Annotated in this window: 23 protein-coding genes; 17 read left to right on the top strand and 6 right to left on the bottom strand. The window is 61.5% G+C overall.

Features of this window, described 5'->3' with window-relative positions; all coding sequences use genetic code 11:
• Positions 1-5: 5 nt before the first annotated feature.
• A complete protein-coding gene (locus EAY64_RS01525) occupies positions 6-998 on the bottom strand; it encodes a sulfate ABC transporter substrate-binding protein (protein WP_103523013.1) in 993 nt (330 codons plus the stop codon).
• Between the two features lie 341 nt (positions 999-1,339).
• Here EAY64_RS01525 and EAY64_RS01520 point away from each other — a divergent pair, with 341 nt between their 5' ends.
• A complete protein-coding gene (locus EAY64_RS01520; RefSeq protein ID WP_103523012.1) occupies positions 1,340-2,665 on the top strand; it encodes a DUF3422 family protein in 1,326 nt (441 codons plus the stop codon).
• Positions 2,666-3,134: 469 nt separating this feature from the next.
• On the top strand, positions 3,135-4,760 hold the full coding sequence (locus EAY64_RS01515) for a methyl-accepting chemotaxis protein (RefSeq protein ID WP_103523011.1): 1,626 nt from the start codon (positions 3,135-3,137) through the stop codon (positions 4,758-4,760).
• 104 nt (positions 4,761-4,864) lie between these two features.
• Here EAY64_RS01515 and EAY64_RS01510 read toward each other — a convergent pair whose 3' ends face one another.
• Positions 4,865-6,763, bottom strand: a complete 1,899-nt coding sequence (locus tag EAY64_RS01510; protein ID WP_103523010.1) for a propionate--CoA ligase — start codon at positions 6,761-6,763, stop codon at positions 4,865-4,867.
• 305 nt (positions 6,764-7,068) lie between these two features.
• Between EAY64_RS01510 and EAY64_RS01505 the strand changes: the two genes are divergently transcribed.
• The 11 genes from EAY64_RS01505 to ggt all read left to right on the top strand — a co-directional run bounded on the left by EAY64_RS01505 (position 7,069) and on the right by ggt (position 19,441).
• Positions 7,069-8,310: a PP2C family protein-serine/threonine phosphatase gene (locus tag EAY64_RS01505; RefSeq protein WP_103523009.1), complete on the top strand. Its 1,242-nt coding sequence runs from the start codon at positions 7,069-7,071 to the stop codon at positions 8,308-8,310.
• 31 nt (positions 8,311-8,341) lie between these two features.
• On the top strand, positions 8,342-8,902 hold the full coding sequence (locus EAY64_RS01500; protein ID WP_103523008.1) for a SiaB family protein kinase: 561 nt from the start codon (positions 8,342-8,344) through the stop codon (positions 8,900-8,902).
• Between the two features lie 11 nt (positions 8,903-8,913).
• Positions 8,914-9,300: a DUF1987 domain-containing protein gene (locus tag EAY64_RS01495; RefSeq protein WP_103523007.1), complete on the top strand. Its 387-nt coding sequence runs from the start codon at positions 8,914-8,916 to the stop codon at positions 9,298-9,300.
• 109 nt (positions 9,301-9,409) lie between these two features.
• Positions 9,410-10,669: a glutamate-5-semialdehyde dehydrogenase gene (locus EAY64_RS01490; RefSeq protein ID WP_103523006.1), complete on the top strand. Its 1,260-nt coding sequence runs from the start codon at positions 9,410-9,412 to the stop codon at positions 10,667-10,669.
• Between the two features lie 168 nt (positions 10,670-10,837).
• Entirely contained in the window at positions 10,838-11,290 is a 453-nt protein-coding gene (locus tag EAY64_RS01485; RefSeq protein WP_113024016.1) for a DUF2214 family protein, read from the top strand.
• A gap of 79 nt (positions 11,291-11,369) precedes the next feature.
• Positions 11,370-11,744, top strand: coding sequence for a hypothetical protein (locus EAY64_RS01480; protein WP_147456160.1), 375 nt, complete (start codon positions 11,370-11,372; stop codon positions 11,742-11,744).
• A gap of 215 nt (positions 11,745-11,959) precedes the next feature.
• A complete protein-coding gene (locus tag EAY64_RS01475) occupies positions 11,960-12,718 on the top strand; it encodes an alpha/beta fold hydrolase (RefSeq protein ID WP_103523003.1) in 759 nt (252 codons plus the stop codon).
• A gap of 101 nt (positions 12,719-12,819) precedes the next feature.
• Positions 12,820-14,202 (top strand): DUF2252 domain-containing protein, encoded by a 1,383-nt coding sequence (locus EAY64_RS01470; RefSeq protein WP_103523002.1) that lies wholly within the window; start codon positions 12,820-12,822, stop codon positions 14,200-14,202.
• A 159-nt stretch (positions 14,203-14,361) separates the two neighbouring features.
• Complete coding sequence (locus EAY64_RS01465; RefSeq protein WP_103523001.1) at positions 14,362-15,972, top strand: methyl-accepting chemotaxis protein; 1,611 nt, start codon at positions 14,362-14,364, stop codon at positions 15,970-15,972.
• Between the two features lie 212 nt (positions 15,973-16,184).
• On the top strand, positions 16,185-17,537 hold the full coding sequence (locus EAY64_RS01460; protein ID WP_103523000.1) for a glutamine synthetase family protein: 1,353 nt from the start codon (positions 16,185-16,187) through the stop codon (positions 17,535-17,537).
• Between the two features lie 185 nt (positions 17,538-17,722).
• Positions 17,723-19,441, top strand: a complete 1,719-nt coding sequence (ggt, locus tag EAY64_RS01455) for a gamma-glutamyltransferase (RefSeq protein WP_103522999.1) — start codon at positions 17,723-17,725, stop codon at positions 19,439-19,441.
• 2 nt (positions 19,442-19,443) lie between these two features.
• On the opposite strand, the gene EAY64_RS01450 is transcribed toward ggt, so the two are convergent.
• A complete protein-coding gene (locus EAY64_RS01450) occupies positions 19,444-19,758 on the bottom strand; it encodes a hypothetical protein (protein WP_103522998.1) in 315 nt (104 codons plus the stop codon).
• Positions 19,759-20,028: 270 nt separating this feature from the next.
• On the opposite strand from EAY64_RS01450, the gene EAY64_RS01445 reads away from it, so the two are divergent.
• Positions 20,029-20,487 (top strand): universal stress protein, encoded by a 459-nt coding sequence (locus tag EAY64_RS01445; RefSeq protein ID WP_103522997.1) that lies wholly within the window; start codon positions 20,029-20,031, stop codon positions 20,485-20,487.
• A gap of 96 nt (positions 20,488-20,583) precedes the next feature.
• Here EAY64_RS01445 and EAY64_RS01440 read toward each other — a convergent pair whose 3' ends face one another.
• Complete coding sequence (locus EAY64_RS01440) at positions 20,584-21,336, bottom strand: TlyA family RNA methyltransferase (RefSeq protein WP_103522996.1); 753 nt, start codon at positions 21,334-21,336, stop codon at positions 20,584-20,586.
• A gap of 276 nt (positions 21,337-21,612) precedes the next feature.
• Here EAY64_RS01440 and EAY64_RS20760 point away from each other — a divergent pair, with 276 nt between their 5' ends.
• The 3 genes from EAY64_RS20760 (at position 21,613) to EAY64_RS01430 (ending at position 23,992) form a co-directional block, all read left to right on the top strand.
• Entirely contained in the window at positions 21,613-21,735 is a 123-nt protein-coding gene (locus EAY64_RS20760) for a hypothetical protein (protein WP_255424524.1), read from the top strand.
• A gap of 18 nt (positions 21,736-21,753) precedes the next feature.
• Positions 21,754-23,286, top strand: coding sequence for a glycine betaine uptake BCCT transporter (locus tag EAY64_RS01435; protein WP_304511179.1), 1,533 nt, complete (start codon positions 21,754-21,756; stop codon positions 23,284-23,286).
• 76 nt (positions 23,287-23,362) lie between these two features.
• On the top strand, positions 23,363-23,992 hold the full coding sequence (locus EAY64_RS01430) for a YceH family protein (protein WP_103522994.1): 630 nt from the start codon (positions 23,363-23,365) through the stop codon (positions 23,990-23,992).
• Between the two features lie 123 nt (positions 23,993-24,115).
• On the opposite strand, the gene EAY64_RS01425 is transcribed toward EAY64_RS01430, so the two are convergent.
• Together EAY64_RS01425 and EAY64_RS01420 are read right to left on the bottom strand one after the other, a co-directional pair.
• Entirely contained in the window at positions 24,116-24,478 is a 363-nt protein-coding gene (locus EAY64_RS01425) for a cupin domain-containing protein (protein WP_103522993.1), read from the bottom strand.
• A gap of 116 nt (positions 24,479-24,594) precedes the next feature.
• Positions 24,595-25,125, bottom strand: coding sequence for an arsinothricin resistance N-acetyltransferase ArsN1 family B (locus EAY64_RS01420; protein WP_103523083.1), 531 nt, complete (start codon positions 25,123-25,125; stop codon positions 24,595-24,597).
• Positions 25,126-25,160 lie beyond the last annotated feature (35 nt).

The raw sequence follows: 25,160 nt of genomic DNA, 5'->3' as shown, positions 1-25,160 counted from the left end.
TCCGCTTAACGCTTGCTATAGATCTGATCGAACACGCCGCCATCGGCGAAGTGCTTCTTGTTCACCGCCGCCCACGACCCGAACACGCTCTGCACGGTGAAGGTCTTCACATAAGGAAACTGGGCATCGAATTTCTGTGCCACCGCCTTGTCCTGCGGACGCAGGTAGTTTTGTGCGGCAATGGTCTGGCCTTCGCTACTCCACAGGAAGCGCAGATAGTCCTCGGCCTGCTTGCGGCTGCCTTTTTTGTCCACCACCTTGTCGACGATGGCCACTGGGTTTTCCGCCAGCACCGATAGCGGCGGATAGACGATTTCAAAGCTGCCACGGCCAAACTCGCGGGCGATCAGCTCGGCCTCGTTCTCGAAGGTCACCAGCACATCGCCGATCTGGCGCTGCATGAAGGTAGTGGTGGCGGCGCGGCCACCACCATCCAGCACCGGCACATTCTTGAAGATGCCGGCCACCAGCGCACGCGCCTTGGCTTCGCTGCCACCCGGCTGTTTCAGGCCGTAACCCCAGGCGGCCAGATAGCTGTAGCGGCCATTGCCCGAGGTTTTCGGATTGGGAATGATCACCTGCACCCCCGGCTTGGCCAGGTCGCTCCAGTCGCGCAGCTTGTGCGGATTGCCCTTGCGCACCAGGAACACCGTGGGGGAAGTGAACGGCACCGAGGCATTGGGCAGACGGCTGGCCCAGTTGGCCGGAATCAGCCCACGGGTGGCCAGCAGGTCGATATCCGACGCCTGATTCATGGTGATCACGTCGGCCGCCAGACCATTGGCCACCGACAAGGCCTGCTTGCTGGAACCGCCATGCGACTGCTGGATGCTGACGGTTTCGCCGGTCCGGGCCTTGTAGGCTTTCTGGAAGACCGGGTTGTAGTCCTTGTAGAAATCGCGCATCACGTCGTAAGAAACATTCAGCAAAGTGACATCTGCCAGCGCATGGGCGGACAGTACCGCGGCCACCAGGCCGAACAAAGTGCGCAATTTCATGATGGACTCCGGGAAGATTGAACTGACATCATGCTAACCCAGCCGCTTTATTCCCATTAATAATATTGCGAGATACATTTATACCAAAAAATACTATTCGGCTTTCCCGTACTGACAAGCGGCTTTCCATTCCGGACACTCAGGCCCACCCACTGCTGACAGCAAGGCAGAGCGCAGACCACAGCTGAATGGTATTCAGCAAGGGCTGGACGGACTGGTGCGGTAATTGCATGGTGTGGCCAAGGGCGTATCGGGTATGCTGATGCGCTCGAGCGGTTTGAGTCCTGACGGGTCCGGCGGCCTCCTCAGCACTGAAACCGTTTACCTTTCAGGACCCACCGATGACGACTCTCACTCCGCACCACCTGCGCCGTGAACTGAACGAGGAAGCCCATGCGCGGCCCTATGCCGCCATCCCCTCCCCGGCCCGGCTGACCTCGCTCAGCCTGTATTACGATTTCGACGATGTGCCACAGCGTGCCGCACTGGCCGACCTGGCCGAGCGCATCGGCCTGCCCGCTCCCCTGACCGATCAGGCTTATTACTCGGCCAGTGCCGGCGATTTGACCGTGCGCTGGTCGCTGCATACCGAATTTGCCCGCTACACCTTTATTGTCGGTGGCGACTGCGCCGACCCGTTCGAGCGCACCGCGCTCGACCGCATCCCCGCCGCCTGGCTGCGCGACCTGCCCGGCGTGGTGCTGGTGGCACTGCACGCGGTACTGCTGCCCTCCGAGCGCGAAACCGAGCTGGCCGAGATGTCGAGCCGCTGGTTTGGCGGACGCGAGCTGATCGGCGCGGAAATCGGCGATGGCAACGGCGCGGCCTATACCGACTTGCGCCTGCATCCCGACGCCCGGCTGGCAGAAGGCTTCTCGCGCTATGTGGTGGTGGACCGCGCCATGGGCGCCAGTCAGTCCGGCCGCATGCTGCAGCGGCTGTTCGAACTGGAAACCTATCGCATGCTCACCCTGCTGGCCCTGCCCATTGCCAAGAAGCAGATGCGCGATCTGGACAATCTGGGCATCGAGCTGCGCGCCATTACCGAACGCATGGCCGCCGCCGAAGGCAATGGCTCGGATGCGCAATTGCTGTCGCAGCTGACGGCACTGGCCACGCGGGTGGAACAGCTGATTGCGGAAAGCCAGTACCGCTTCTCGGCAGCCCACGCCTATTACCGGCTGGTGGAAGCACGCATCGGCGAATTGCGCGAACAGCGCATCTCCGGCATGCAGCCCTTCCGCGAGTTCATGGAACGGCGGCTGTCCCCGGCGATGAATACCTGCGAAACCGTAGCCCGCCGCCAGGACCGCATCACCGCCCGCCTGCAGCGCACCACCGCCTTGCTGCGTACCCGGGTGGAAGTGCTGCATGAAGAACAGAACCGCGCCTTGCTGGCCAGCATGGACCGCCGGGCCGCCCTGCAGCTGCGCCTGCAGGAAACCGTGGAAGGCTTGTCGGTTGGCGTGCTGACCTACTATATGGTGAGCCTGTTGCACCACCTGCTGGCGGCAGTGGAGGCGGCCGGCCTGCATCTGAATGTGGAACTGCTGACCGGGCTGGCCATTCCGCTGGTGGCGCTGACCGTGTGGTTCAGCATGCGCCGGCTGAAGGCATCGCTGAACAAGGGGCAGGATGCACAGCACGATACCGAGCTGTTGCGCTGAAACCGGCCCCCCGCTCCGCCGCTGCCCCTGGGCTGACGCCTGGCTCGGTGGCGGAGCATCCTTCCCTGTGCTGCCAGCCAGGCAGTAAGCCGCGCTGACAAAACCTCACAGCGAACCCCAGCCAAGGCGCGCCAAGGCAGACAATACCAAGAGTACGGCAAGGCGGCGCTACGCCAGAGCCGGGGTTTTGTTAACCAGCCCAAGCATCCGAACCGGCGCGCCCAGCATGCTGATTGCTTATTTTTCAACTAATTACGGAAAATAGCGGGGGTATTTGATGAAAGTCATCAAAACAAAAACAATTCTTATTGTCAGACAATTTTGTTTCCGCCAAAATCAACCCTGAGCGCAGCGGGGTTGCCATCCAGCAAGACCCGCCAGCGGCATCCGGAGCGCAGCAGCCTGGACATCTGAATAACACTTACGGCGCCATGACGGCCTGGCCACCCTACCTACAGCAAGTAAACTCATGCCCAGCAAAACACAAAAACTCAAACCCATCCTGGTCGGTTTCATTGCCATTGTCGTTGCCCTGCTGCTGACGCTTGGCCTGGTCACCCTGTTCAGCCTGCAGCGCATCGACCAGACCACCCACTACGAACAGGATGTCACCAATACCCTGGTGCAGAACATGACCGATGTGCGCTACCACGTGGTGCAGATCCAGCAATTCCTCACGGATGTCAGCGCCACTGGCGATGCCGATGGCTACAAGGATGCCGAAGAACACTACCAGGCACTGCAAAAGAACCTGCCCACCATCAGCCGGCTCGACCCGCAACTGGCCGGCAAGGTCGGCGCCATGCAGCAAGCCGTCGACCAGTTCTACAGTGTGGGCAAGCGCATGGCCAAGGCCTATGTCGAGTCCGGCCGCGAAGCGGGCAATGCACTGATGAAGGAAAAGGGCAGCGGTTTTGACGACCGCGCCGACGAGCTGACCAAGCAGGTGGAAGAGCTGAACAAGCAAATCCAGCAGGAGGACGACCAGGCCTATGCCGCCATGAACCAGACCACTACCCATCTGCGCGACATGATTCTGGGCCTGGCTGCCTTGCTGGTCATCGTGGTCAGCCTGGGTGGCGTGCTGCTGTATCGCCGGGTATTCGGCGTACTGGGCGGCGAACCGGCACTGGCCATGGAAGTGGCCAACCGCATTGCCAGTGGTGATCTGAGCCAGCGTATCGTGCTGCCGGCAGATAGCCAGGGCAGCCTGCTGCACAGCCTGGCCGACATGCAAGGCCAGCTGCGCAATATCACCAGCAATATCCGTAACCTGTCCGGCGAACTAGACAGCAGCGCCGGCAGCATGAGTGACGCCGCACACCAGCTGCAGAAATCCAGTACGGTGCAGAGCGAATCGACCCGCTCCATGAGCGTGTCGGTGGAAGAAGTGCTGCAAAGCATCCAGCAACTGGGCAGCCAGAGTCAGGATGTGGGCGGTGAGGCACAAGGTGCCGGGCAAATGGTCAGCGATTGCGAGCAGCTGATTCACGCGACCGCCAGCGATATCAGCCATATTGCCGAACGCATCGGCAGTGCCGCCAGCGCCATCGACGACCTGAACAAGCAAACCGACGCCATTGCCTCGATTACCCGCACCATTCACGACATCGCCGATCAGACCAATCTCCTGGCGCTCAATGCCGCCATCGAGGCCGCACGGGCCGGGGAAATGGGCCGTGGCTTCGCCGTGGTGGCTGATGAGGTACGCAAGCTGGCCGAACGCACGGGCGTGGCCACGGTAGAGATTTCCGGCCAGATCGAAACCATCCGCCAGGGCATGACCGGCGTGGTCGGCGTCATGCAGAGCAGTGTGGATGCCTCCAACCACGGGGTGGAGCAGACCCACAAGGCGCGCGAGGCCATCAGCGGCATCCGCCAGAACACCGACCAGATCGTCGAGCACATCCAGGGCATCAGCCTGGCGCTGCGCGAACAGCAAAGCGCCATGGGCGACATGGCGCAACGCATCGAGGTGATTGCCAGCATGACCGAAGCCAACCAGGTCACGGTGGAAGCCTCGGCGACCGCCTCTGACCAGTTGAACAGCCATGCCAAGGCGCTCAACGCGGCGGTCAGCGTCTTCCGCAGCTGAACCGGGCGTACAGCGGACGTAAAAATGCCGCATCCCATGACAGGATGCGGCTGAATCCACAGCCGGCAACTGACCCGCGCCGGCTGTGTCCACCCACCTTCAATTCAAGACTGTACTGCGTCGCGCACCTGCTCCAGTCCGCTCGGATCATCCAGCGTGGTCAGATCGCCCGGATCGCGCCCCTCGGCCAGCGCCTGTATCGAACGGCGCAGCACCTTGCCGGAGCGGGTCTTGGGTAGCTGATTGACGAAATACACCCGCGCCGGATTGGCAATCGCACCCAGCTGCGATGCCACCTTGGAAATCACCTCTTTTTCCAGTGCGGCCTTCTTTTCCGGATCCTTGAGCACCGACGGGTCACGCAGCACGGCAAAAGCCTGCGGCACCTGGCCCTTCAGCGTGTCGTGCACCCCGACCACCGCCACTTCGGCAATCGCCGCATGGCCGGACACGGCCTCTTCGATTTCACGCGTACCCAGCCGGTGGCCGGCCACATTGATCACATCATCGGTACGGCCAAGAATGGTGAAATAACCGTCGGCATCGCGCACGCCCCAGTCAAACGAGGAATACACCTTGCGGTCCTGGAACAGGCTGAAATAGGTGTTTACAAAGCGTTCATCCTGCCGCCATACCGTGCTCATGCAGCCGGGCGGCAAGGGTGGAATCACCGCAATCACCCCCTTCTCGCCCACCGGCACTTCTTCGCCCGTCGTCTCGTCCAGCAGCTTCACGTTATAGCCATACACCGGCAGGCCAGGGCTGCCCAGCTTGGTGGGCAGGGGCTGTACACCATTGCACACCGTCAGCATCGGCCAGCCGGTTTCGGTCTGCCAGTAGTTGTCCAGCACCGGGATTTTCAGCTCGCCGGAAATCCACTCCGCCGTCGGCTCGTCCAGCGGCTCGCCGGCCAGGAACAGCGCCCGCAGGCTGGACAGATCGTATTTGTGCAGCCATTCCGGGTCCTGCTTTTTCAGCACGCGCAAGGCGGTGGGGGCGGAGAACATCACCGTGGCGCGGTATTTCTCCACCAGTTGCCACCAGATGCCCGGATCAGGGCGGATGGGCAGGCCTTCATACACCAGCGTGGCCATGCCGCTGATCAGCGGGGCGTAGACGATGTAGGAGTGCCCCACCACCCAGCCAATGTCCGAGGTGGAAAAATAGGTTTCACCCGGCTTGCCGCCATAGATGTATTCCATGGTGGAGGCCAGCGCCACCGCATAGCCGCCGGTATCGCGCTGCACACCCTTGGGCTTGCCGGTGGTGCCCGAGGTATACAGGATGTAGCTGGGATGATTGGACTCCACCCACTCCACCCCGGCCCGGTCATGCCAGTGCTGCTCACGCAGGGTGGCGTAATCCAGGTCGCGCCCCGGCTTCATCATCGGCGCTTCCGCGAGGCCCCGATTCACCAGGATCACCTTGTCCGCTGCCGCAGCGCCAGCCAGCTCCATCGCCTCGTCCACCAGCGGCTTGTAGGCAATCACCTTGCCGCCACGCATGCCGGCATCCGCAGTCACCAGCAGCTTGGGCGCGGCATCTTCGATGCGCGTAGCCAGGCTGGCCGAGGCAAAGCCTCCAAACACCACCGAATGAATCGCCCCCAGCCGCACCGTGGCCAGCATGGCAAAGATGGCCTCCGGAATCATCGGCATGTAAATCAATACCCGGTCGCCCTTGCCCACCCCCTGCGCCTGCATGATGGCGGCAAAACGGCTGACTTCTTCATACAGCTGGCGGTAGGTATAGCTTTGCTCGGCACCGGTTTCGCTCGACACATGAATCAGCGCGGCCTGCTCGGCGCGCTCGGCCAGGTGACGGTCTACCGCGTTGTAACAGAGATTGGTTTCACCACCGGCAAACCACTGGCGAAAGGGGGGATTGTCGTACTGCAATACCTGGGTATAGGGCTTGTGCCAGTAAATGCGCGCGGCCTCGGCACCCCAGAATGCTTCTGGCTGCTCGATGGAACGGCGATGGAATTCTTGATAGTCGCTCATGCATTCTCCCGAGGATGTAGCTAGATCTTTGTTTTATTTATCAACCAAGCGGTTGCTAGACAAGCAAAATAAGCCCTTTACGCCACAGGGTCAAGCAGCATCACCATCTCGGACAGGCCAACGCCAAGGGCCGTCGGTGCGAAACAACAGGCGGCGCACCTGCCAGCCGATATTCATTCAATAATAAAATATTCTAATAAATAACATCATATTTGATTAGCAATAAAACAAAGTTCATCTTGCAGTAACCGAATCATCATCCGGTAAATCTAGACTGCGGCCACGTCAATTCCGCCGAGAACATCATGCCGCTAGACAGCACACCCCACGCCGCTCGCTCGCAATCCATGGCGGGACATCTGCTGCAGACGCCGCCGACCGTCAGCCCCAATGACAACAACTACCATGTACTGGAACTGTTCACCCAGGACGAAGGGCTGAGCAATATCCCGGTGGTGGATCAGCAGCGCGCCATCGGCATCATCAACCGCAATACCTTCATGAGCACGCTGGCACGGCCGTTTCATCGCGAAATCTTCGGCCGCAAGCCCTGCACCGCCTTCATGAATGCCAGCCCGCTGATCGTCGACTATCTGACGCCGATTACCGAGCTGTCCTTCATGGCACTGGAAGCGGACAAGAAAGTGCTGTCGGACGGTTTCATCATCAACCTGGACAATGCCTATGCCGGCATGGGACTGGGCGTGTCGCTGATGCAGGCACTGGCCGACCAGCAGGCGGAAAAGCACCGCCAGATGATGGAAAGCATCAATTACGCCAGTGTGATCCAGCAGTCCTTCCTGCAAAGCTCGCGTCGCGACATGGCCAGCGCACTGGATGATTACTTCATGGTGTGGGCGCCGCGTGACATCGTCGGCGGCGACTACTACTACTTTGTCAAACGGCCGGATGGCTTCTTTGTCGCGGTCATCGACTGCACCGGCCACGGTGTGCCGGGCGCCTTCATGACGCTGATCATGGCCTCCACACTGAAACAGGTTTTGACCAGCCACGACCTGCACAACCCGGCCGCCCTGCTGCAGGCCATCAACCAGCAGGTGAAGCAGTCGCTGGGCCAGCTCACCCCGGAAGAAGCCGGCCTCGCCGACCACCCGGAGCTGAACTCCGACGACGGCATGGACGGTGCCTTCTGCTGGTTCGACTACGCCAGCCGCACCCTCACCTATGCCTCGGCCAAGACCCCGCTGTTCGTACTGGAGCCGGGTGCGGACGAAGTCCACACCCTGGATGCCAACAAGAAGGGCGTGGGCTATGTCGGCACGCCGCTGGACTACCAGTGGGACAACCACGCCGTGCAGCTGCCGCCGGGCAGCCGCCTGTATATCAGTACCGACGGCATCATCGACCAGATCGGCGGCCCCAAGCGCATCTGCTTTGGCAAGAAGCGCCTGAAGGAAAACATCCTCAAACATGCCGACAAGCCGATGCAGCAACAGCAAAAGCAGCTGATCGACGCCTTCCTCAAATGGCAGGGCGACAACAGTCGCCGCGACGATGTCAGCCTGTTTGGCGTACACCTGCTCTGATCCAGACCCACCCCATCAAGAAAGAACGCGCATGAGCCTGACCGATTTCCACCGTTTCAAGGAACTGGCCCGCCAGGAAAACGTGGTGTTCTATTACACCGGCTATTTCTCGCAAAGCATCGTCACCGCCATGGGCGACTCGCTGCGCCTGCGCCTGTCCAGCCTGGACGCCAGCCAGACCGCCCGCCGCAAGCTGTTTTCCGTCTTCGTGGAAATGGCGCAGAACGTGGTGCATTACTCGGCCGATCACCTGACCGCCACCGACGACTCCGACCATGAAATCCGCATGGGTTCGCTGTGGGTAGGTGAGTCCGACGGCCACTACTACGTGGTATGCGCCAACCCCATCAGCAGCGAAGGAGCCGCACATATCCGCGCCAAGCTGGAACCGCTGCGCACCATGACCAATGACGAAATCAAGGCCCTGTACAAGGAAAAGCTGCGCGCCGAAGGCGAAGCCGGCAGCAAGGGCGCCGGCCTGGGCTTCCTCACCGTCGCCCGCGACTCCAGCAACCCCATCGAATTTGATTTTGTCGATGAAGCCGGCGCATCCGGCCCGTTTACCACTTTTTATCTCAAAGCCACCATTTAAAGCTCCGAATCATGCAAAACCTGTATATCGCCCCGACTTCGTCCACGCCGGAAGTGAACTTCCAGTTCGACCAGCACCAGCTGAGTCTGCGCGGAGAAAGCTACCCGGAAAACGCGCAAGCCTTTTTCGGCCCCATCATGCAGGCGGTGCAAAACTACCTGCCCAGCCTGCAATCCACCCAGATCACCGTCGACATCCAGCTGGCCTACTTCAACAGTTCCAGCACCAAGGTGCTGCTGGAACTGTTCAGCCTGTTCAACGACGCTGCCGTGGCCGGCAACTATGTCACCCTGAACTGGCACTACATCGAAGATGACGAAACCATCCTCGAATTCGGCCAGGAAGTGGCAGACGATTTCATGGCACTGGACTTCCATCCCTGCGCCATGGTGGGCTAGCTCAGCCACCTTGTCCGACAATATCCACCTGCTTGTCACTGGCTGAGCCGGGCAGTTTTGCGGTAATCTGGCTCACTACCCGAACAGTGATCAGCATCAGGACATTGCCATGAATGTGAAGGACTACATGCAGCGCGTCGGCCAGGCGGCGCGCAAAGCCAGCCGCGCGATTGCCAAGGCCGACACCCGCCAGAAAAACCAGGCACTGAACGCCATGGCTGACGCCATCCTGCGCGACAGCGCCAAATTGCTGGCCGCCAACCAGCAGGACCTGGACGCCGCCCGCGCCGCCGGTCTGGATGCGGCCTTCATCGACCGCCTGGCCTTGTCCGAGGCCACCGTAGCCAGCATGGCCGAAGGCCTGCGCCAGATCGCCAGCCTGCCCGATCCGGTGGGCGAAATGGACGACTTCTGCTATCGCCCCTCCGGCATCCAGCTGGGCAAGATGCGCGTGCCGCTGGGTGTGGTGGGCATCATTTATGAAGCCCGCCCCAACGTCACCGCCGATGCCGCCGGCCTGTGCCTGAAATCCGGCAATGCCACCATCCTGCGTGGCGGCTCGGAAGCCTTCCACAGCAATCAGGCCATTGCCGCCTGCGTGCACGAAGGCTTGCGCCTGGCCGGCCTGCCGGCCGAAGTGGTGCAAGTGGTGGAAACCACCGACCGCGCCGCCGTGGGCGAGCTGATCACCATGCAGGAATACGTGGACGTGATCGTGCCGCGTGGTGGCAAGAGCCTGATCGCCCGCATCAGCGCCGAGGCACGCGTACCGGTGATCAAGCATCTGGACGGCAACTGTCATGTCTATATCGACGACACGGCCAATCCGGAAAAAGCCTTCAATATCGCCATCAACGCCAAGACCCAGCGCTACGCACCGTGCAACACCATGGAAACCCTGCTGGTGCACACGGCCTTTGCCGAATTCATCCTGCCGCGTCTGGCCGAGGCTTATTGGGAAAAGGGTGTGGAACTGCGCGGCTGCGAGCGTACCCGGGTGATTCTGGGCCAGCAGATCGTGCCGGCCACCCAGGACGACTGGTATACCGAGTACTCCGCACCGATTCTGGCCATCAAGGTGGTCAAGGATCTGGATGAAGCCATCGAGCACATCAACCACTACGGCAGCCACCACACCGACGCCATCATCAGCGAAGACTACGGCCGTGCCCGCCGCTTCCTGCGCGAAGTGGACTCTTCCAGCGTGATGGTGAATGCCAGCACCCGCTTTGCCGATGGCTTCGAATATGGCCTGGGCGCGGAAATCGGCATTTCCACCGACAAGATCCACGCCCGTGGCCCGGTCGGCCTGGAAGGCCTCACCAGCCAGAAATGGATCGTACTGGGCGATGGCCAGGTACGCGGCTGAACGCCAGCCAAGCCATGACAAAACCGGCTACGGCCGGTTTTTTTGCGTCTGCCGCCAGCGGGCAAATGTCACAACTGCAGCCATCATGACAGGCAAATAGCGCTGAATGCTTGCCAGCCACAGCCAGCTTCACTAGTGTAGTCAGACTTGGCTGGCCGGGGGGTCATCATGCTGCAATGGCTGTTTGCCACGCTTCATCTGCTGGCCCTGGGCTGTGGCCTGGGAGCGCTTGCGGCGCGTGCCCGCAATCTGGCTCCGCCACTGGATGCCCCCGCCCTGACACGCTGCCTGCGTGCCGACAACTGGTGGCGCCTCAGCCTGCTGCTGTGGCTGTGCAGCGGCGCCGGGCTGGCTTATTACCATGCCGCCATGCTATGGCAGCAAGGCCGGCCAGTCCCATTGGCCACGGCCAAGCTGCTGGGCATGATGCTGCTGCTACTGCTGGAATGGCGCAGCCGCCCGCTGATCAGCCAATGCCGGCAAAGACTGGAACGCGGCCGCCTGCCAGCGGACGAACTCTGTGCTCGGCTGGCACGGCAGAGCCGGCGGCAATTGCTGTTGCTGCTGTTGTTGCTGCTGCTGTCCAGCGCCTGGCAAACCGGCGCGTTCAATACTCCTTAACATCTGTTGTCGCAGCATGGCGGAACCAGCAGGCGCAATCGGGCCTCCATCCGCCTATCACTTGCCCGAGCCCAGCCCCATGCCAACACCACCCACGACTCCGACCTTGCGCCAACAGCTGAACAGCCTACTACTGCTGGCCATCCTGCTGGCCAGCCCCGTCATGGCGCGTGCCGACAGCAGCTTGCAGCTGACCTCCGACAAAAAGCCCGCAGAGGTGGCGGATTGCCTGAAGCAGGGCATCCGCCAGCTGAAGATTCCCGATGACTACGTACGGCGCGACAGCAAGGCCGACGGCATGGAGACCATCAAGCTGCTCAATCCAGTCAGTGGCAACACCAGCCTGGAGGTCGATGTGCAGCCCGATGGCGAGCACAGCCGGCTGCAGGTCGACCAGAACGGCATCCCGCTGACTCCGCCCTGGCTGCGCCTGATCAAGCGCTGCGCCAGCTGAGACCAGGCTGTGGATAAGTTCGTCACCAGCACTGGCTCCGTGGATAGATGGGATAAGTCCTGAACAAGCTGTGCATAAGCCGGCATGGTGCGCCGTCATTACGTGACAATGCCCTGCCAGCAGGGGCGGACCGGCTGTGCATGCTTTTACAAACACCCCATCCGCTGTGGATGATGTGCATAGCCTGTGCATGAATCTGTGGATAAAACCTCATCATGACAATCAGCACCACACCCGCGATAGCCAGTTCCATGGAGAATGCCCCACTCCCGCGCAGCGAGTTCACCCTGCCGTTTCTCCACACGCGGCTCCGTGGTGACTGCTGCAACAGCCCGGCTCCCGTGCGCCAGCTGATGTTGTTACACGGTGCCGGACAAGCCGACCGCGCCAGCTATCTGCCATTAAGACAGCATTTACAGTCGCAGCAGATTGCCAGCAGCGCCTTCGACTTTATCGGTCACGGCGAAACCGGCGGCAGCCTGCTGGGGTCCAGCCTGCGCCAGCGCGTGGAGCAAGCCCTGGCGGTATACCGTCATTGCCATGTGGACAACAAGCCGCTGGCACTACTGGGTAGCAGCATGGGCGCTTATATCGCCCTGCGCCTGTTGGAGCAGCTGCCTTGCAGCCACCTGATCCTGCAAGTACCCGGCGCCTACACCCCAGCTGCCTTTGATATCCCGTTTGGGCCGGCCTTCAGCGCCATGCTGCGCCAGCCGCTCAGCTGGCTGGATAGCGATGCCTGGCCGCGCCTGCAGCAATTTCGCGGGCATGTCCTGATCGTGGCCGCCACGCAAGATGAGGTGATTCCACGCAAGCTGATTGAAAAACTGCATGCCAGCAGCCGCCACTGCAGCAGCAGCCAGCTATTGTGGCTGGAAGGGGCAGGTCACCAGTTACAGCGATACTGGCAGGCACAGCCGGCCACGGCCGTGCACTACCGCCAGCAATTGCTGCGCTTCTTGCAGCAGGACTAGCCCAGGGCAGGTCGGCAAGGACAAATGACCTCCGATCATCAATTTTTCATGTCTGCGGGATTACACTGTGCTGAATTGTCATCTACAGCCAATGAACCGCCATGACCACTCCCGCACATCTGCAATATGAAAAACGCCTCGCCGCCGGCAAGGCGCGCCGTGAAAGCTGCTCCCGCACCCTGCAGGCGCAATGCCTGCTCAGTCCACAGCGCGACGTGGTGGACATGCTGCGCCAGACATCCGCTGGCCGGGTCCCTTCGCTGATTCCGCTGCGCTACAGCCGCATGCAGGCTTCGCCCTTTGCCTTCTTCCGCGGCATGGCCATGATCCAGGCCGCCGATCTGGCCGCCACCCCCAATAGTGGCATCACCCTGCAAACCTGTGGCGATGCCCACCTGATGAACTACGGCTTCTTCGCCTCGCCGGAACGCCAGCTGATGTTCGACATCAACGACTTTGACGAAACGCATCAGGCACCGTGGGAATGGGACATCAAGCGCCTGGCGGTCAGCGTGGTGCTGGCCGCGCGCAATCGTGGCTTCAGCAATGGTGCGGCACGGCAGGCGGTGTGCCAGCTGGTGGGAACCTACCGCAAGCGCATGCAGGAATATGCCCAGATGAGCCAGCTGGAGCTGTGGTACTGCAAGGTGGGCTTCGAACAATTACTGCAGCGGGCCAATAGCGACAGCATCCGCCAGCAGCTACTGAAGCTGGCGGACAAGGCACGCGGCCAGACCCAGGAAAAACTGCTGCCCAAAATGACGGTACTGGAAGACGGCAGCCTGCGGCTGCGCGACAACCCGCCGGTGATCTTCCACATGCAGCAGCAAGACCAGGTCTGGGGCAATGATGAGCACTGGCTGGGCGATGGCAGCTCACATGATTTGCTGCAACCCATGCTGGCCGAGTACAGCGCCACGCTGAAAGAAGACCGCCGCACCCTGCTCAGCCGCTTCCGGCTGGTGGATGCTGCCTTCAAGGTGGTAGGCGTGGGTAGCGTCGGCACCCGTTGTCTGGTGATGCTGCTGCAGGATGAATACGACCAGCCGCTGTTCCTGCAATTGAAAGAAGCGCGCAACTCGGTGCTGGAACCCTACACCCAGCAATGCGTGCATGGTCACCAGGGCAAGCGTGTGGTGTTTGGCCAGCGGCTGATGCAGGCAGCCAGTGACCTGTTTCTGGGCTGGACGACCGGGCCGGGCGACCGTCACTTCTATGTGCGCCAGCTGCGCGACATGAAGGCAGCACCGGCACTGGAATCATTCGACTCGGCGGAAAGCCTGGCGGCATTCGGCCAGGCCTGTGCCTGGGCACTGGCACGCGCCCATGCCAAATCCGGTGGCCGTGCTGCGGAAATGGCCGGCTATATCGGCCAGTCGGACAAATTCGACCAGGCCATCGCCAGCTATGCCATGAGCTATGCCGATCAGGTGGAGCTGGATTTTGCAGTTTTTACTGCCGCTTTGGCCGAACACAAGCTATAAGTGAATCATTCGCCGCTGATAAAGAGCGACTAGGGGTTTTCAGCAGTTATTACGGATTGGCCCTGCGTTTAGTATTAACAATGCCCCGGTATATTTACCGGGGCAACTTACAGAAGATGCCGTCTTTAAAGAACCCACTCCACGCCAAGGACTGCCATCGTGCGCGTCAATACCCGCCTGCTCATCATCATTGCTGCCAGCCTGATCGCGCTGATCGCCCTGGCCGCCACCTCGCTGTACATCACCCGCAGCACGCTGCAGAGCGAAAAGCGTGAGCAGATCACCCTGTTGCTGCGCATGGCAGAGAACACGCTCGACTACTACGCCAAGCAGGAAACCAGCGGCAAACTCAGCCGGCAGCAGGCGCAGGACATGGCGCGCAAGACGCTGAAGGCACTGAAGGTGGATGACATCTACTTCTTCGCCCGCGACAGCGACAACCGCCTGGTACTGCACCCCAAGGCCGACCGTGAAGGCAAGGTGGACATGGGCAGTACCGTGCCCGATGGCCGCACCACGGTAGCCGTCTACAACGAAGCACTGCAAAAAGACCATTACGGCATCGTCACCATCCTGACCTCGCGCGGCGCAAGCAAGGAGCAGCTGCCCAAGCTCAACGGCGTGGTGCGCTTCGAACCCTGGGGCTGGACGGTGGGCACCGGCTTTTTCATTGACGATATCGACGCCCTGTTCTGGCGTCAGGGCACCATCCTGCTGCTGATCAGCGGGGTTTCGGTGCTGGCGCTCATCGTGCTGGGTAGTGCCATGTCGCGCAGCATCGTGCGCTCGCTGGGCGGTGAGCCCGGCTACGCCGCCCAGGTGGTGCGCCAGATTGCCCAGGGCGACCTGACCGAACAAATCCAGGTCAACGGCCCACCGCACAGCCTGCTGGCCGCCATGCACGAAATGCAGCAGAAGCTGCGCGAAATGATCAACCAGATCCGCCAGTCCACCGATGATATCGGCCAGGCCGGCCAGCAGCTGTCGGCGCAAATGAACAAGGTGGACGAAGTGTCCGGCATTGCCAGCAATTCCACCGCCTCTGCGGCCGCCTCCATCGAGCAGCTGTCGGTCAGCATCGACCATGTCAAGGATAATGCCGGCGGCTCGGAAGAAGGCGCCCGTCGCTCCAGCCAACTGGCACGCGAGGGTGAGCTGGTGGCCAAGGAAGCCGCCAGCGGCATCGAATCCATCGCCAGCCAGGTGAGCGATGTCAGCGATCTGGTTGGCAGCCTGGCCGAACGCACCCGTAATATCAGCGGCATTGCGGAAACCATTCGCGATATCGCCAACCAGACCAATCTGCTGGCGCTCAATGCCGCCATCGAGGCTGCCCGCGCCGGTGAAATGGGCCGCGGCTTTGCCGTAGTGGCCGACGAAGTACGCAAGCTGGCCGAGCGCACTGCCAGCGCCACCAATGAAATCACCAGCATCGTCCAGGCCGTGGTGGATGAAACCGGCAGCGTGGCCGGACGCATGCAGGAAATCCGCCCGGCGGTACAGCTGGGGGTGGGCAAGGCCAATGAGGCCGCCCAGACCCTGGATACCATCAGCCGTCAGGCACACAGCGCGCTGGAAAGCCTGCATTCGGTAGTGAGTGCCATGACCGAGCAAAGCCAGGCCGGTGCCAATATCGCGGTCAGTGTGGAGCAGGTGGCCGGCGTGGTGGAAGAAACCCAGAGTTCGGTCAAGCTGGCCGTCGATGCCATGCAGAATATCGACCAGCATGCCCGCCAGTTGCAGCAGTCGGTATCGCGTTTCCGGCTGTAAGCACAGTTTCCTGCTTGTGATCAAACCGGCCTTGCCTGCATGCAGGGCCGGTTTTTTCATGTGCCATGACCAGCCGCAGCGACATCGTGCTTGCCCTCCCCCCTGCCGGTGGCATAATGCCCACAGGGCTCAGCCCGCAAAATCAAAAAAATGCAGCACCGACAGACAGGCAGATAGATGAAACAATCGAGAACACTCCAGGGGAGACCTGCATGTCCCAACACTCCATCGCGGCCGCTCAAGCCGAATGGTTGATTCAGCAAAACGTCCGTGACGTCGAGCTGGCCTTTGCTGATGTCAGCGGCTTTGCCCGTGGCAAAACCCTGCCCGCCAAGGCCCTGATCAAGGGCCAGGAATTGCGCATTGCCCGTGCCGTCGCCATCCAGACCTGCGTGGGCGAATTTCCCGACTACCGCTTTTATGGCGAGAACGACCCCGATGTCGTGCTGCGCCCGGATTTCGCCACCCTGCGCCCGGTACCCTGGGCCAAAACCCCGCGCGCCATGGTGGTGTGCGACAACATCGACCACGATGGCAGCCTGTCGCCGCTGGCACCGCGCTCAGCGTTGAAAAACATCCTGGCGCGCTATCAGGCCCGTGGCTGGACCCCGGTGGTGGCACCGGAGCTGGAGTTTTACATCTTCGATGCCCACGCCAATCCGGAGCAGCCCTTCCAGGCACCGGCCCTGCGCACCGGCCGCCGCGAAACCGGCTTCGATGCCTTCAGCTTTTCCACGCTCAACGATCTGGAAGGCTTTTTCGACGACCTGTACCGCGCCTGTGAGCAACTGGGCATCCAGACCGACACCTATGTGCACGAAATGGGCCCCAGCCAGTTCGAGATCAACCTCAAGCATGGCAATGCGCTGGAGCTGGCCGACCAGACCTTCCTGTTCAAGTACGCGCTGAAGGAAATCGGCTACCAGCACGGCCTGACCGTGGTCTGCATGGCCAAGCCGCTGCCGGGGCAGCCGGGTAGTTCGATGCACTTGCACCAGAGCGTGGTGGATGGCCAGGGCAATAATGTGTTCAGCCAGGCCAATGGCGAGGCCAGCGCCGAGTTTTTCCATTACATCGGCGGCCTGCAACAGTATCTGCCACACCTGATGCCGCTGTTCTGCCCCAGCCCCAATTCCTTCCGCCGCTTCGTCAAGGGCCTGGCCGCACCGGTCAATGTGAGCTGGGGCGTGGACAACCGCTCGGTCGGCATCCGCGTGCCGGTATCCGGCCCGGAAGCCCGCCGCGTGGAAAACCGCCTGCCCGGCTGCGATGCCAATGCCTACCTGTCGCTGGCGGCCAGCCTGGGTGCAGGGCTGCTTGGCGTGGAAGAAAAGCTCAGCCCGAGCGAGCCGGCGGTTGGCAATGTTTTCAATAATGCCGACGCCGCCACCCTGCCCAATACCCTGGATGCCGCCTGCGCCCTGATGGCCGCTCATGACACGGCCGAACGTCTGTTCGGCAGCGAATTCAGCGCAGCCTATCTGGCGGTAAAGGAAGTGGAGCTCAGCCATTTCCACAACCAGATCACGCCATGGGAGCGCCAGTACCTGGCCACCCTGTCCTGAATCGGCAAATCCGGCAATGACGACGGCCTGGCACCTTAATGTGCCCGGCCGTTTTTCATGGCTGACCGCGCTGAATTGACCCTCACCCGGTGCTGTCGCACCATTGTCCGCATGCCGTTCACGCCGCCCGCCACCTTCGGCGAGGCCATGGCTGACCCACCCCATCGCAAGCGAGGTTCATCTTCATGCTGTTACGCAGTCTGCTGCTTTTGCTGTGCGCCCTGCCCGCTCTGGCGGAAACCGCTGCGCCGGAGGCCGCCAGTGGCTTTAGCCCCCGCCCCGCAGTCAGCGCGCGCAACAGCATGGTATCGACCGCCAACCCGTATGCCAGCAAGGCTGCACTGGAAATCCTGCAGCGTGGTGGCAGTGCCATCGATGCCGCCATTGCCGCCCAGCTGGTGCTGGGCCTGACCGAACCACAATCATCAGGCATCGGTGGCGGGGCCTTCATGCTGTATTACGATGGCCACCAGCTCACCAGTTTCGATGGCCGGGAAACCGCCCCGGCCACGGCAGATGACAAGCTTTTCCTGCAGGCGCAAGGCCAGCCCATGGACTTTTATCAGGCGGTAGTAGGCGGGCGCTCGGTTGGCGTTCCCGGCGTGCCGGCCATGCTGAAACTGGCACACCAGCATGGTGGCCATCTGCCGTGGGCCAGCCTGTTCCAGCCGGCCATCCGCTTGGCCCGGCAGGGCTTTGCCATTTCTCCACGGCTGTACAGCCTGCTGGCAAACGACCGGTTTCTGCGGGAGGACGAGGCAGCTCGCCGCTATTTCTATCAGCCTGACGGCCAGCCCAAAGCCATGGGCAGCCTGCTGAAAAATCCCGAGTATGCCGCGACGCTGGAGCAGATCGCCCGCCGTGGCCCACGCGCTTTTTACGAGGGCGACATCGCCTCGGCCATCATCGCCAAGGTCAATCAGCATCCGCGCAATCCGGGCCGCATGCTGCCCGCTGATCTGGCCGCCTACCAGGCCATCGAACGCAAACCCCTGTGCGGCCCCTATCGCAGCTGGCAGGTCTGCGGCATGGATGCCCCCAGCTCTGGTGGCGTGGCCGTGCTGCAAATGCTGGGCATGCTGCAACGCTTCCCGCTGGCGGACATGTCCCCCACAGCCAGCTCCACCATTCATCTGTTTGCCGAAGCGGGCAAACTGGCCTTTGCCGATCGCAACCGCTATCTGGCCGACCCGGCCTTTGCCAGCGTCCCCAGCACGGCCCTGCTTGCTACTGACTATCTGCAGCAACGCAGCCTGTTGATCCATCCGGAACGCAGCATGGGCATAGCCAGCGCCGGCGAGCCGGCTGGCGTCAAACTGTCGGCATATGGCCGGGATAGCGCAGTGGAGCTGCCCTGCACCTCCCACCTCAATGTGGTGGACCGGCAAGGGCGGGTGGTCAGCATGACCAGTTCGATTGAAGACCAGTTTGGCAGCCGCATGCTGGTCAAGGGCTTTTTGCTCAATAACCAGCTGACGGATTTTTCCTTTGCACCGGTAGACCACGGCCTGCCAGTGGCCAACCGGGTGGAAGCGCGCAAACGGCCGCGCAGCAGCATGTCGCCCACCATGGTATTCGACAGCAAGGGACAGTTCCTGCTGGCCACTGGCTCACCCGGAGGCAGCCAGATCATCGGCTATGTTGCCCAGACACTGATCGCCCTGCTCGACTGGAAACTGGATCCGCAACAGGCCGTCAGCCTGCCGCACTACGGTAACCGCAATGGCGCCACCGAGCTGGAAGCCGGACAAGGGCTGGAAGTGCAGGCCAGCACGCTGACCGCACTGGGCCATCAGGTGAAGATGGTGGAAATGACCAGTGGCCTGTCGGCACTGGTCAGGACTGGCAATGCTTATATTGGCGGCGCGGATCCGCGCCGCGAAGGGCTGGTGCTGGGCCGCTAGGGCTAACGGCGGCTGGCCTGCAGGCGCTGGGCCAGTTGCTCGATCGCACCATCGCGGCTGATCGGCGGCACATTCTGGTGCTGTTCGGCCATGATCCACTTTTCCACCACCGAACGGTCGCCACGGGCGGCCTTGAGCAACAGGCCAAAGGCGTGGCCGGTGCTGTGTTCCAGTGGTTCCAGTGGCCGGGACTGCGTGTGTGCGGCATAAATGCGGCTATCGTCCGCCACCTTGTTGTTTTTGCGCTTGCCCGATTTCAGACTCCAGGCAACGATGGCAGCAATAACGAGCAAGGACAGCAAGGCAAAGATCAACATGATGTAAAACCATCCTCCTTGGTATGCGAATGGGTCGGGCCAGAATAGCGGCAGACCATGGGCTCACGCATTAAACGTGGGCTATGGTCTGTTTGAGTTTGTTATAGATCAAATGCATAACAATTAGTTCGGAGAGTCTTTCTGCCGCCGCGAGTATCCTGAAATCAAACAGGGCATTCAGCCGCTTCTGTCCGCCGGGCAAGACCTCATGCCGGCCGGCAGTACCGCCACCTGACCTGGCGCGAGCGACGGTTCTACGAGGAGCACTCCATGTATCAACACATTGTTATTGCAGTAGATGGTAGCCGAACTTCTGCAAAGGCTCTAGCCGAGGCACTACGTATTGCCAAAATGGCACAATCCAGTTTGTCGCTGGTGCATGTGGCCAGCTTGCGCGACATGGCCATCGAGGGCGTAGGTGCACTGGACACCCATCAGCTGCATGATCTGGCTTTCCGTCAGGCGCGCGAGGTGCTGGACAAGGCAGAAAAACAGGCCATCAACGAAGGCGTCAGCCGGGTGGACTGCCATATTGCAGAAAGCTGGGAGGGCGGCAAGGACATGGCTGATGCGCTGATCCGCTTTGCCGACAGCCGCAAGGCCGAACTGATCGTCATCGGCACCCATGGCCGCAGCGGGCTGGCTCATCTGCTGCTAGGCAGCTTTGCCGAAAACGTCATGCGCAAAACCCACTGCCCGCTGTTGGTGGTGCGCGGCGAGGAAGACTGAAGCCCCCCAAGATCCCACCGCACCGTCAGGCCACAGGCAAGGTGGCCGGTGCCATCCGCAGAGTGCGCGATGCCTCTGCGGATTTTCTTTGTGCGCTCAATAAACCGCCCGGCGTGCCAGCACAAAGAACTCGCGGTTGCCATCAGCACCGGTCAGCGGGCTGTCAAACCACTGCTCCACCTCCCAGTCCAGTTCATCCAGACAATTGCTGATCTTTTCCTGCACCCCGGCGAACAGGCTTTCATCGCGCACGATGCCACCATGGCCCAGCGCGCCACGCCCCACCTCGAACTGCGGTTTGACCAGGCCCAGCAAACGGCCGCTCTCGCCCAGCAAAGGCAGGGCCGATGGCAGGATCAGCGTCAGCGAGATAAACGACACATCGCACACCATCAGATCGAATGGCTGGCCATCATTGGCCTGCAACAGGGTGCGGCTATCCAGCGCGCGTGCGTTCACCCCTTCAAAACAGCGCACGCGCGGATCATCCCATAGCCTGGGGTGCAACTGATCATGGCCCACATCCACGCCCACCACATACTCGGCTCCGGCCTGCAGGGCGCAATCGGTAAAGCCGCCGGTAGACTGTCCTACATCCAGTACCCGCCAGCCGGTGATGTCCAGCCCGGCCTGGCGCAAGGCCCCATCCAGCTTTTGCCCGCCACGGGAGACGAAGCGGTCGGCCGGATCCGGCCTGACCTGCAAGGGTGTGCCAGCGGGAAACTTTGAGCTGGCCTTGCTGATGACCTGGCCGTCCAGGCTGACCCGGCCGCTTTCCAGCAGGCTTTGTGCCGCCGTCCGGGAAGTGGCAAGTCCTTGTTCCACCAACAGAAGATCCACCCGCTTCATCACCGTTTCCTTGCATGCTTTTCGAAAGGCGACAGGTTGGCCAGTCCGCCGCATGCTGTCAAGCATCCATCCGTTAGGCAGCCCCCCAGCTGCAAGGCAAAGCGCTGGCCAGCGCTGCTGCGGCAATTAGCTGATTCAGTATATTTGTTTACATCAATTTACTAATAATGATAAGGTAAAAAGGCAATATCTTGAATTCATTCAGTTATCCATAAGGGCCGCCTAGCCACAGCCGCCCGTTTCAGACTGCCTCGCCGTGTTGCATCGTGACTTGCCATGCCACGGCAGCCACACCATCCGCCGGCCACCCGCAGCGCCCCTGCGCCTGCCCGGGTGACCGCCTTGCCCATCCTGCCAGCCGATACCGCCCTGCCCGGCTATCTGCTGGCTGACCGATAAAAGGAGACAAGCTTGGTCTTGCGACTATCCCTGTTACTGACTGCCCTGTTTGTGCTATTCGGCGCACTCGCCCCCCAACAGCTGGCCGACTCCACCGCCGCCCTGCTGGCCTATACCATTTCCCGCTTCGGCTGGTTTTACCTGCTCAGCGTCTTCGGCTTTCTGGTGTTTGCGCTGTATCTGGCCTTTGGCCGTTTCGGCCATATCCGGCTGGGCAAAGCAGATGAGGAGCCGGAGTTTTCCCGTGGCAGCTGGTTTGCCATGCTGTTTTCTGCCGGCATGGGCATAGGCCTGGTGTTCTGGGGGGTGGCCGAGCCGCTGTCCCACTTTGCCACGCCGGCTAATGCTGCCGTGACGCCACAGTCTGCTGATGCAGCACGTGCCGCCATGCGTTATGCCTTCTTCCACTGGGGCCTGCACCCCTGGGCCATTTACAGCCTGATGGGCCTGATCCTGGCCTATTTCAAATTCAACCGTGGCACCCCCGGCCTGATCAGTGCGGCATTCCGTCCGCTACTGGGTGCGCGGGTGGATGGCCCCATCGGCAAGGCAATTGATACCCTGGCCGTGCTGGCGACGGTATTCGGCGTGGCCACTTCGCTGGGCTTTGGCACCTTGCAGATCGAAAGCGGACTGCAAATGCTGTTCGGACTGCAGGCGTCGCCCTGGCTGACCTTTGCCATCGTCGCCATCGCTACCGTGCTGTTTTTGCTGTCCTCACTCACCGGCCTGTCGCGCGGTATCAAGTGGCTGTCCAATCTCAACATCCTGCTGGCCTGCGGCTTGATGCTGCTGCTGGTGATACTGGGCCCCAGCGGTTTTATCTTTGATACCTTCACCACCACCTTCGGTGATTATCTGGGCAATCTCACCAGCATGAGCCTGCGCATGTCGCCCTTCAGCCAGAGCAGCTGGATTGCCAGCTGGACGCTGTTTTACTGGGCCTGGTGGGTGACCTGGGCGCCCTTCGTCGGCATGTTCATTGCCCGTGTTTCACGCGGACGCACCATTCGCGAATTCGTGGTGGGTGTGATGCTGGTGCCGGCCCTGGCCAGCTTTGTCTGGTTTGCCGTGTTCGGCGGCACGGCACTGGAACTGCAACTGTTTGGCGGGGCCGACCTGGTCAGCGCGGTGAAACAGGATGTCTCCACCGCGCTATACGTGATGTTCGACTACCTGCCGGGTGGGCGGGCGCTGTCCATGCTGGCCATGTTGCTGGTGGTCAGTTTCTTCGTCACCTCGGCCGATTCCGCCACCTTTGTGCTGGGCATGCTGTCCTCTGGCGGCTCGCTCAATCCGGGACACCGGGTCAAGCTGATCTGGGGCGTGCTGCTGTCGGCCATTGCCCTGGTGCTGTTGTCCAGCGGCGGGCTGAAGGGTTTGCAGACCATGTCCATCGTGGCGGCGCTGCCCTTCATGCTGATCATGATCGGCATGGCGGTTTCGCTGTACAAGGCCCTGGCCGAAGATGAGGATGCCGCCCGCCTGCGCGAGATCCAGCGCCTGCACCAGCTGGATGCCCTGCTGGCGCAACAGCAAGCACCACGCTGAGCGGTGGCGGCGACAAAGCTTGGTTGCCAGGCGCGCTTGGTGCGATGATGTGCGCATTGCAACAAGGGAGCACAAGATGGATACACACCAACTGGATGCCGCGGAAGTGCGGGTACTGGGCGCACTGGTCGAGAAACAGGCGCTGACACCCGATGCCTACCCGCTGACGCTGAACAGCCTGTCTTCCGCCTGCAATCAGCTCACCAGCCGCGAGCCGGTGATGCAGTTGTCCGATGCCGAGCTGAGCGCCGCACTGGCCAGCCTGATGGCGAAAAAACTGGTCACCGAGCGGCTGCCGGCCGGCAGCCGGGTCGCCAAGTATGAACATCGCCTGAACTATGAATGGAATATCGATGGCGCGCGGCAGGCCGCACTGGCGCTGCTGATGCTGCGCGGCCCGCAGACCAGCGCGGAAATCCGCACCCGCTCCGGCCGCATCTACAGCTTTGGCGGTGTGGAGGAAGTAGAAAGCGCGCTGGAAGCGCTGGCCGACAAATACCCGCCGCTGGTCATGAAACTGCCGCGCCAGCCGGGTGAGCGCGAAGCGCGCTGGTGCCACTTGCTGAGTGGCGAACCCGGCCCGAATGAAATCAGCGCTGCTGCCATCATCGATGTCGGTGTCGCCGGGCGGGTAGCGGCACTGGAAGCCGAAGTGGCCGCGCTCAAGGCCCGGCTGCAGCAACTGGAGCAAAGCCTGGGCGAATAAGAACCGCGAACAAAAACCTGATGCGGCGCTGCGCTATCCTGTGAGCCGCCTCAAGTCTTGCCCTTGATCGCCAATAGCAAAGCCCCGTCAGTGCGGGGCTTTGCTTTGTCCGGCAAGGCGGGACTATTTGGCCTCGAAGATGGCGTAGGTCTTGCGCGCCGGCTCCAGCACTTCCCATACCCCTTCGAACCCTGCCGGAATGACGAAATGGTCGCCGGCATACAGCTCCACGCTGCCGCCCTGCTTGTCGGTCAGGCGCACATAGCCCTCCAGCAGGGTGCAGAATTCGTGCTCGCTGTATTTCACCTTCCAGCTGCCACGGCCGCCACTCCAGATACCGGCATGAAACTGGCCGCTGGGGTCGGAATAATGGTTCTCCACGGTCTGGGCGCATTCGCCTTCGATACGGCGCTCGTCCGCCGCGTTGAATTGCTCGACCCGTACCGGATTGCGTTGAAACACGATGATGTCGCTGGCCTGTGTCATGTCTGCTCCTTTTGTGAGTATTTGATCAAATTTGTCACAAAGCGCGGCAGCTGTCCAAGGGTTTGCACGCACCATCCTGGTGAGGTGGTGGCGCCACAACAGCGCAGAGCGCGCGGTCAGCCGGCATCCGGCGGTGGCGGGCCATCATTGAGCTTGAGCTCCCAATAGCCCACATCCAGCCAACGACCTGCCTTCCAGCCTACTTCGTGGAATGTGGCCACCTGGCGGAAACCCAGCCCCTCATGCAGCGCCGCGCTGGCCGGATTGGGCAGGGCAATGCCGCCAATGGCCACATGCACGCCCAGCGCACGCAACGCTTGCAGCAAGGCACGGTACAGCCGGCTACCCAGCCCCTGGCCACGGGCGGCCGCGGCAAAATACACCGAGGTTTCCACCGCAAAGCGATAAGCGTGGCGCACCCGCCAGCGCGTGGCATAGGCATAGCCCAGCAGCTCGCCATGTAGTTCCACCACCAGCCAGGGCAGGCCCTGCTCACCCACCTTGCGTATGCGCTCGGCCATTTCCGGCACGGTCACCGGTTGTTCTTCAAAACTGATGGTGGTGTCCAGCACGTAGGGATTGTAAATCGCCACGATGCTGGCGGCGTCGGCCAGCGTGGCCGGACGGATGTGGATATCTTGACTCATGCTCAGGGTCTGCGGCGGGATGATGCTGCTGTGCT

Source organism: Aquitalea palustris (assembly GCF_003693445.1).
GTDB lineage: Bacteria > Pseudomonadota > Gammaproteobacteria > Burkholderiales > Chromobacteriaceae > Aquitalea > Aquitalea palustris.
Note: the sequence above shows the minus strand (reverse complement) of the source record. Positions and strands in the feature narration are given on the sequence as shown.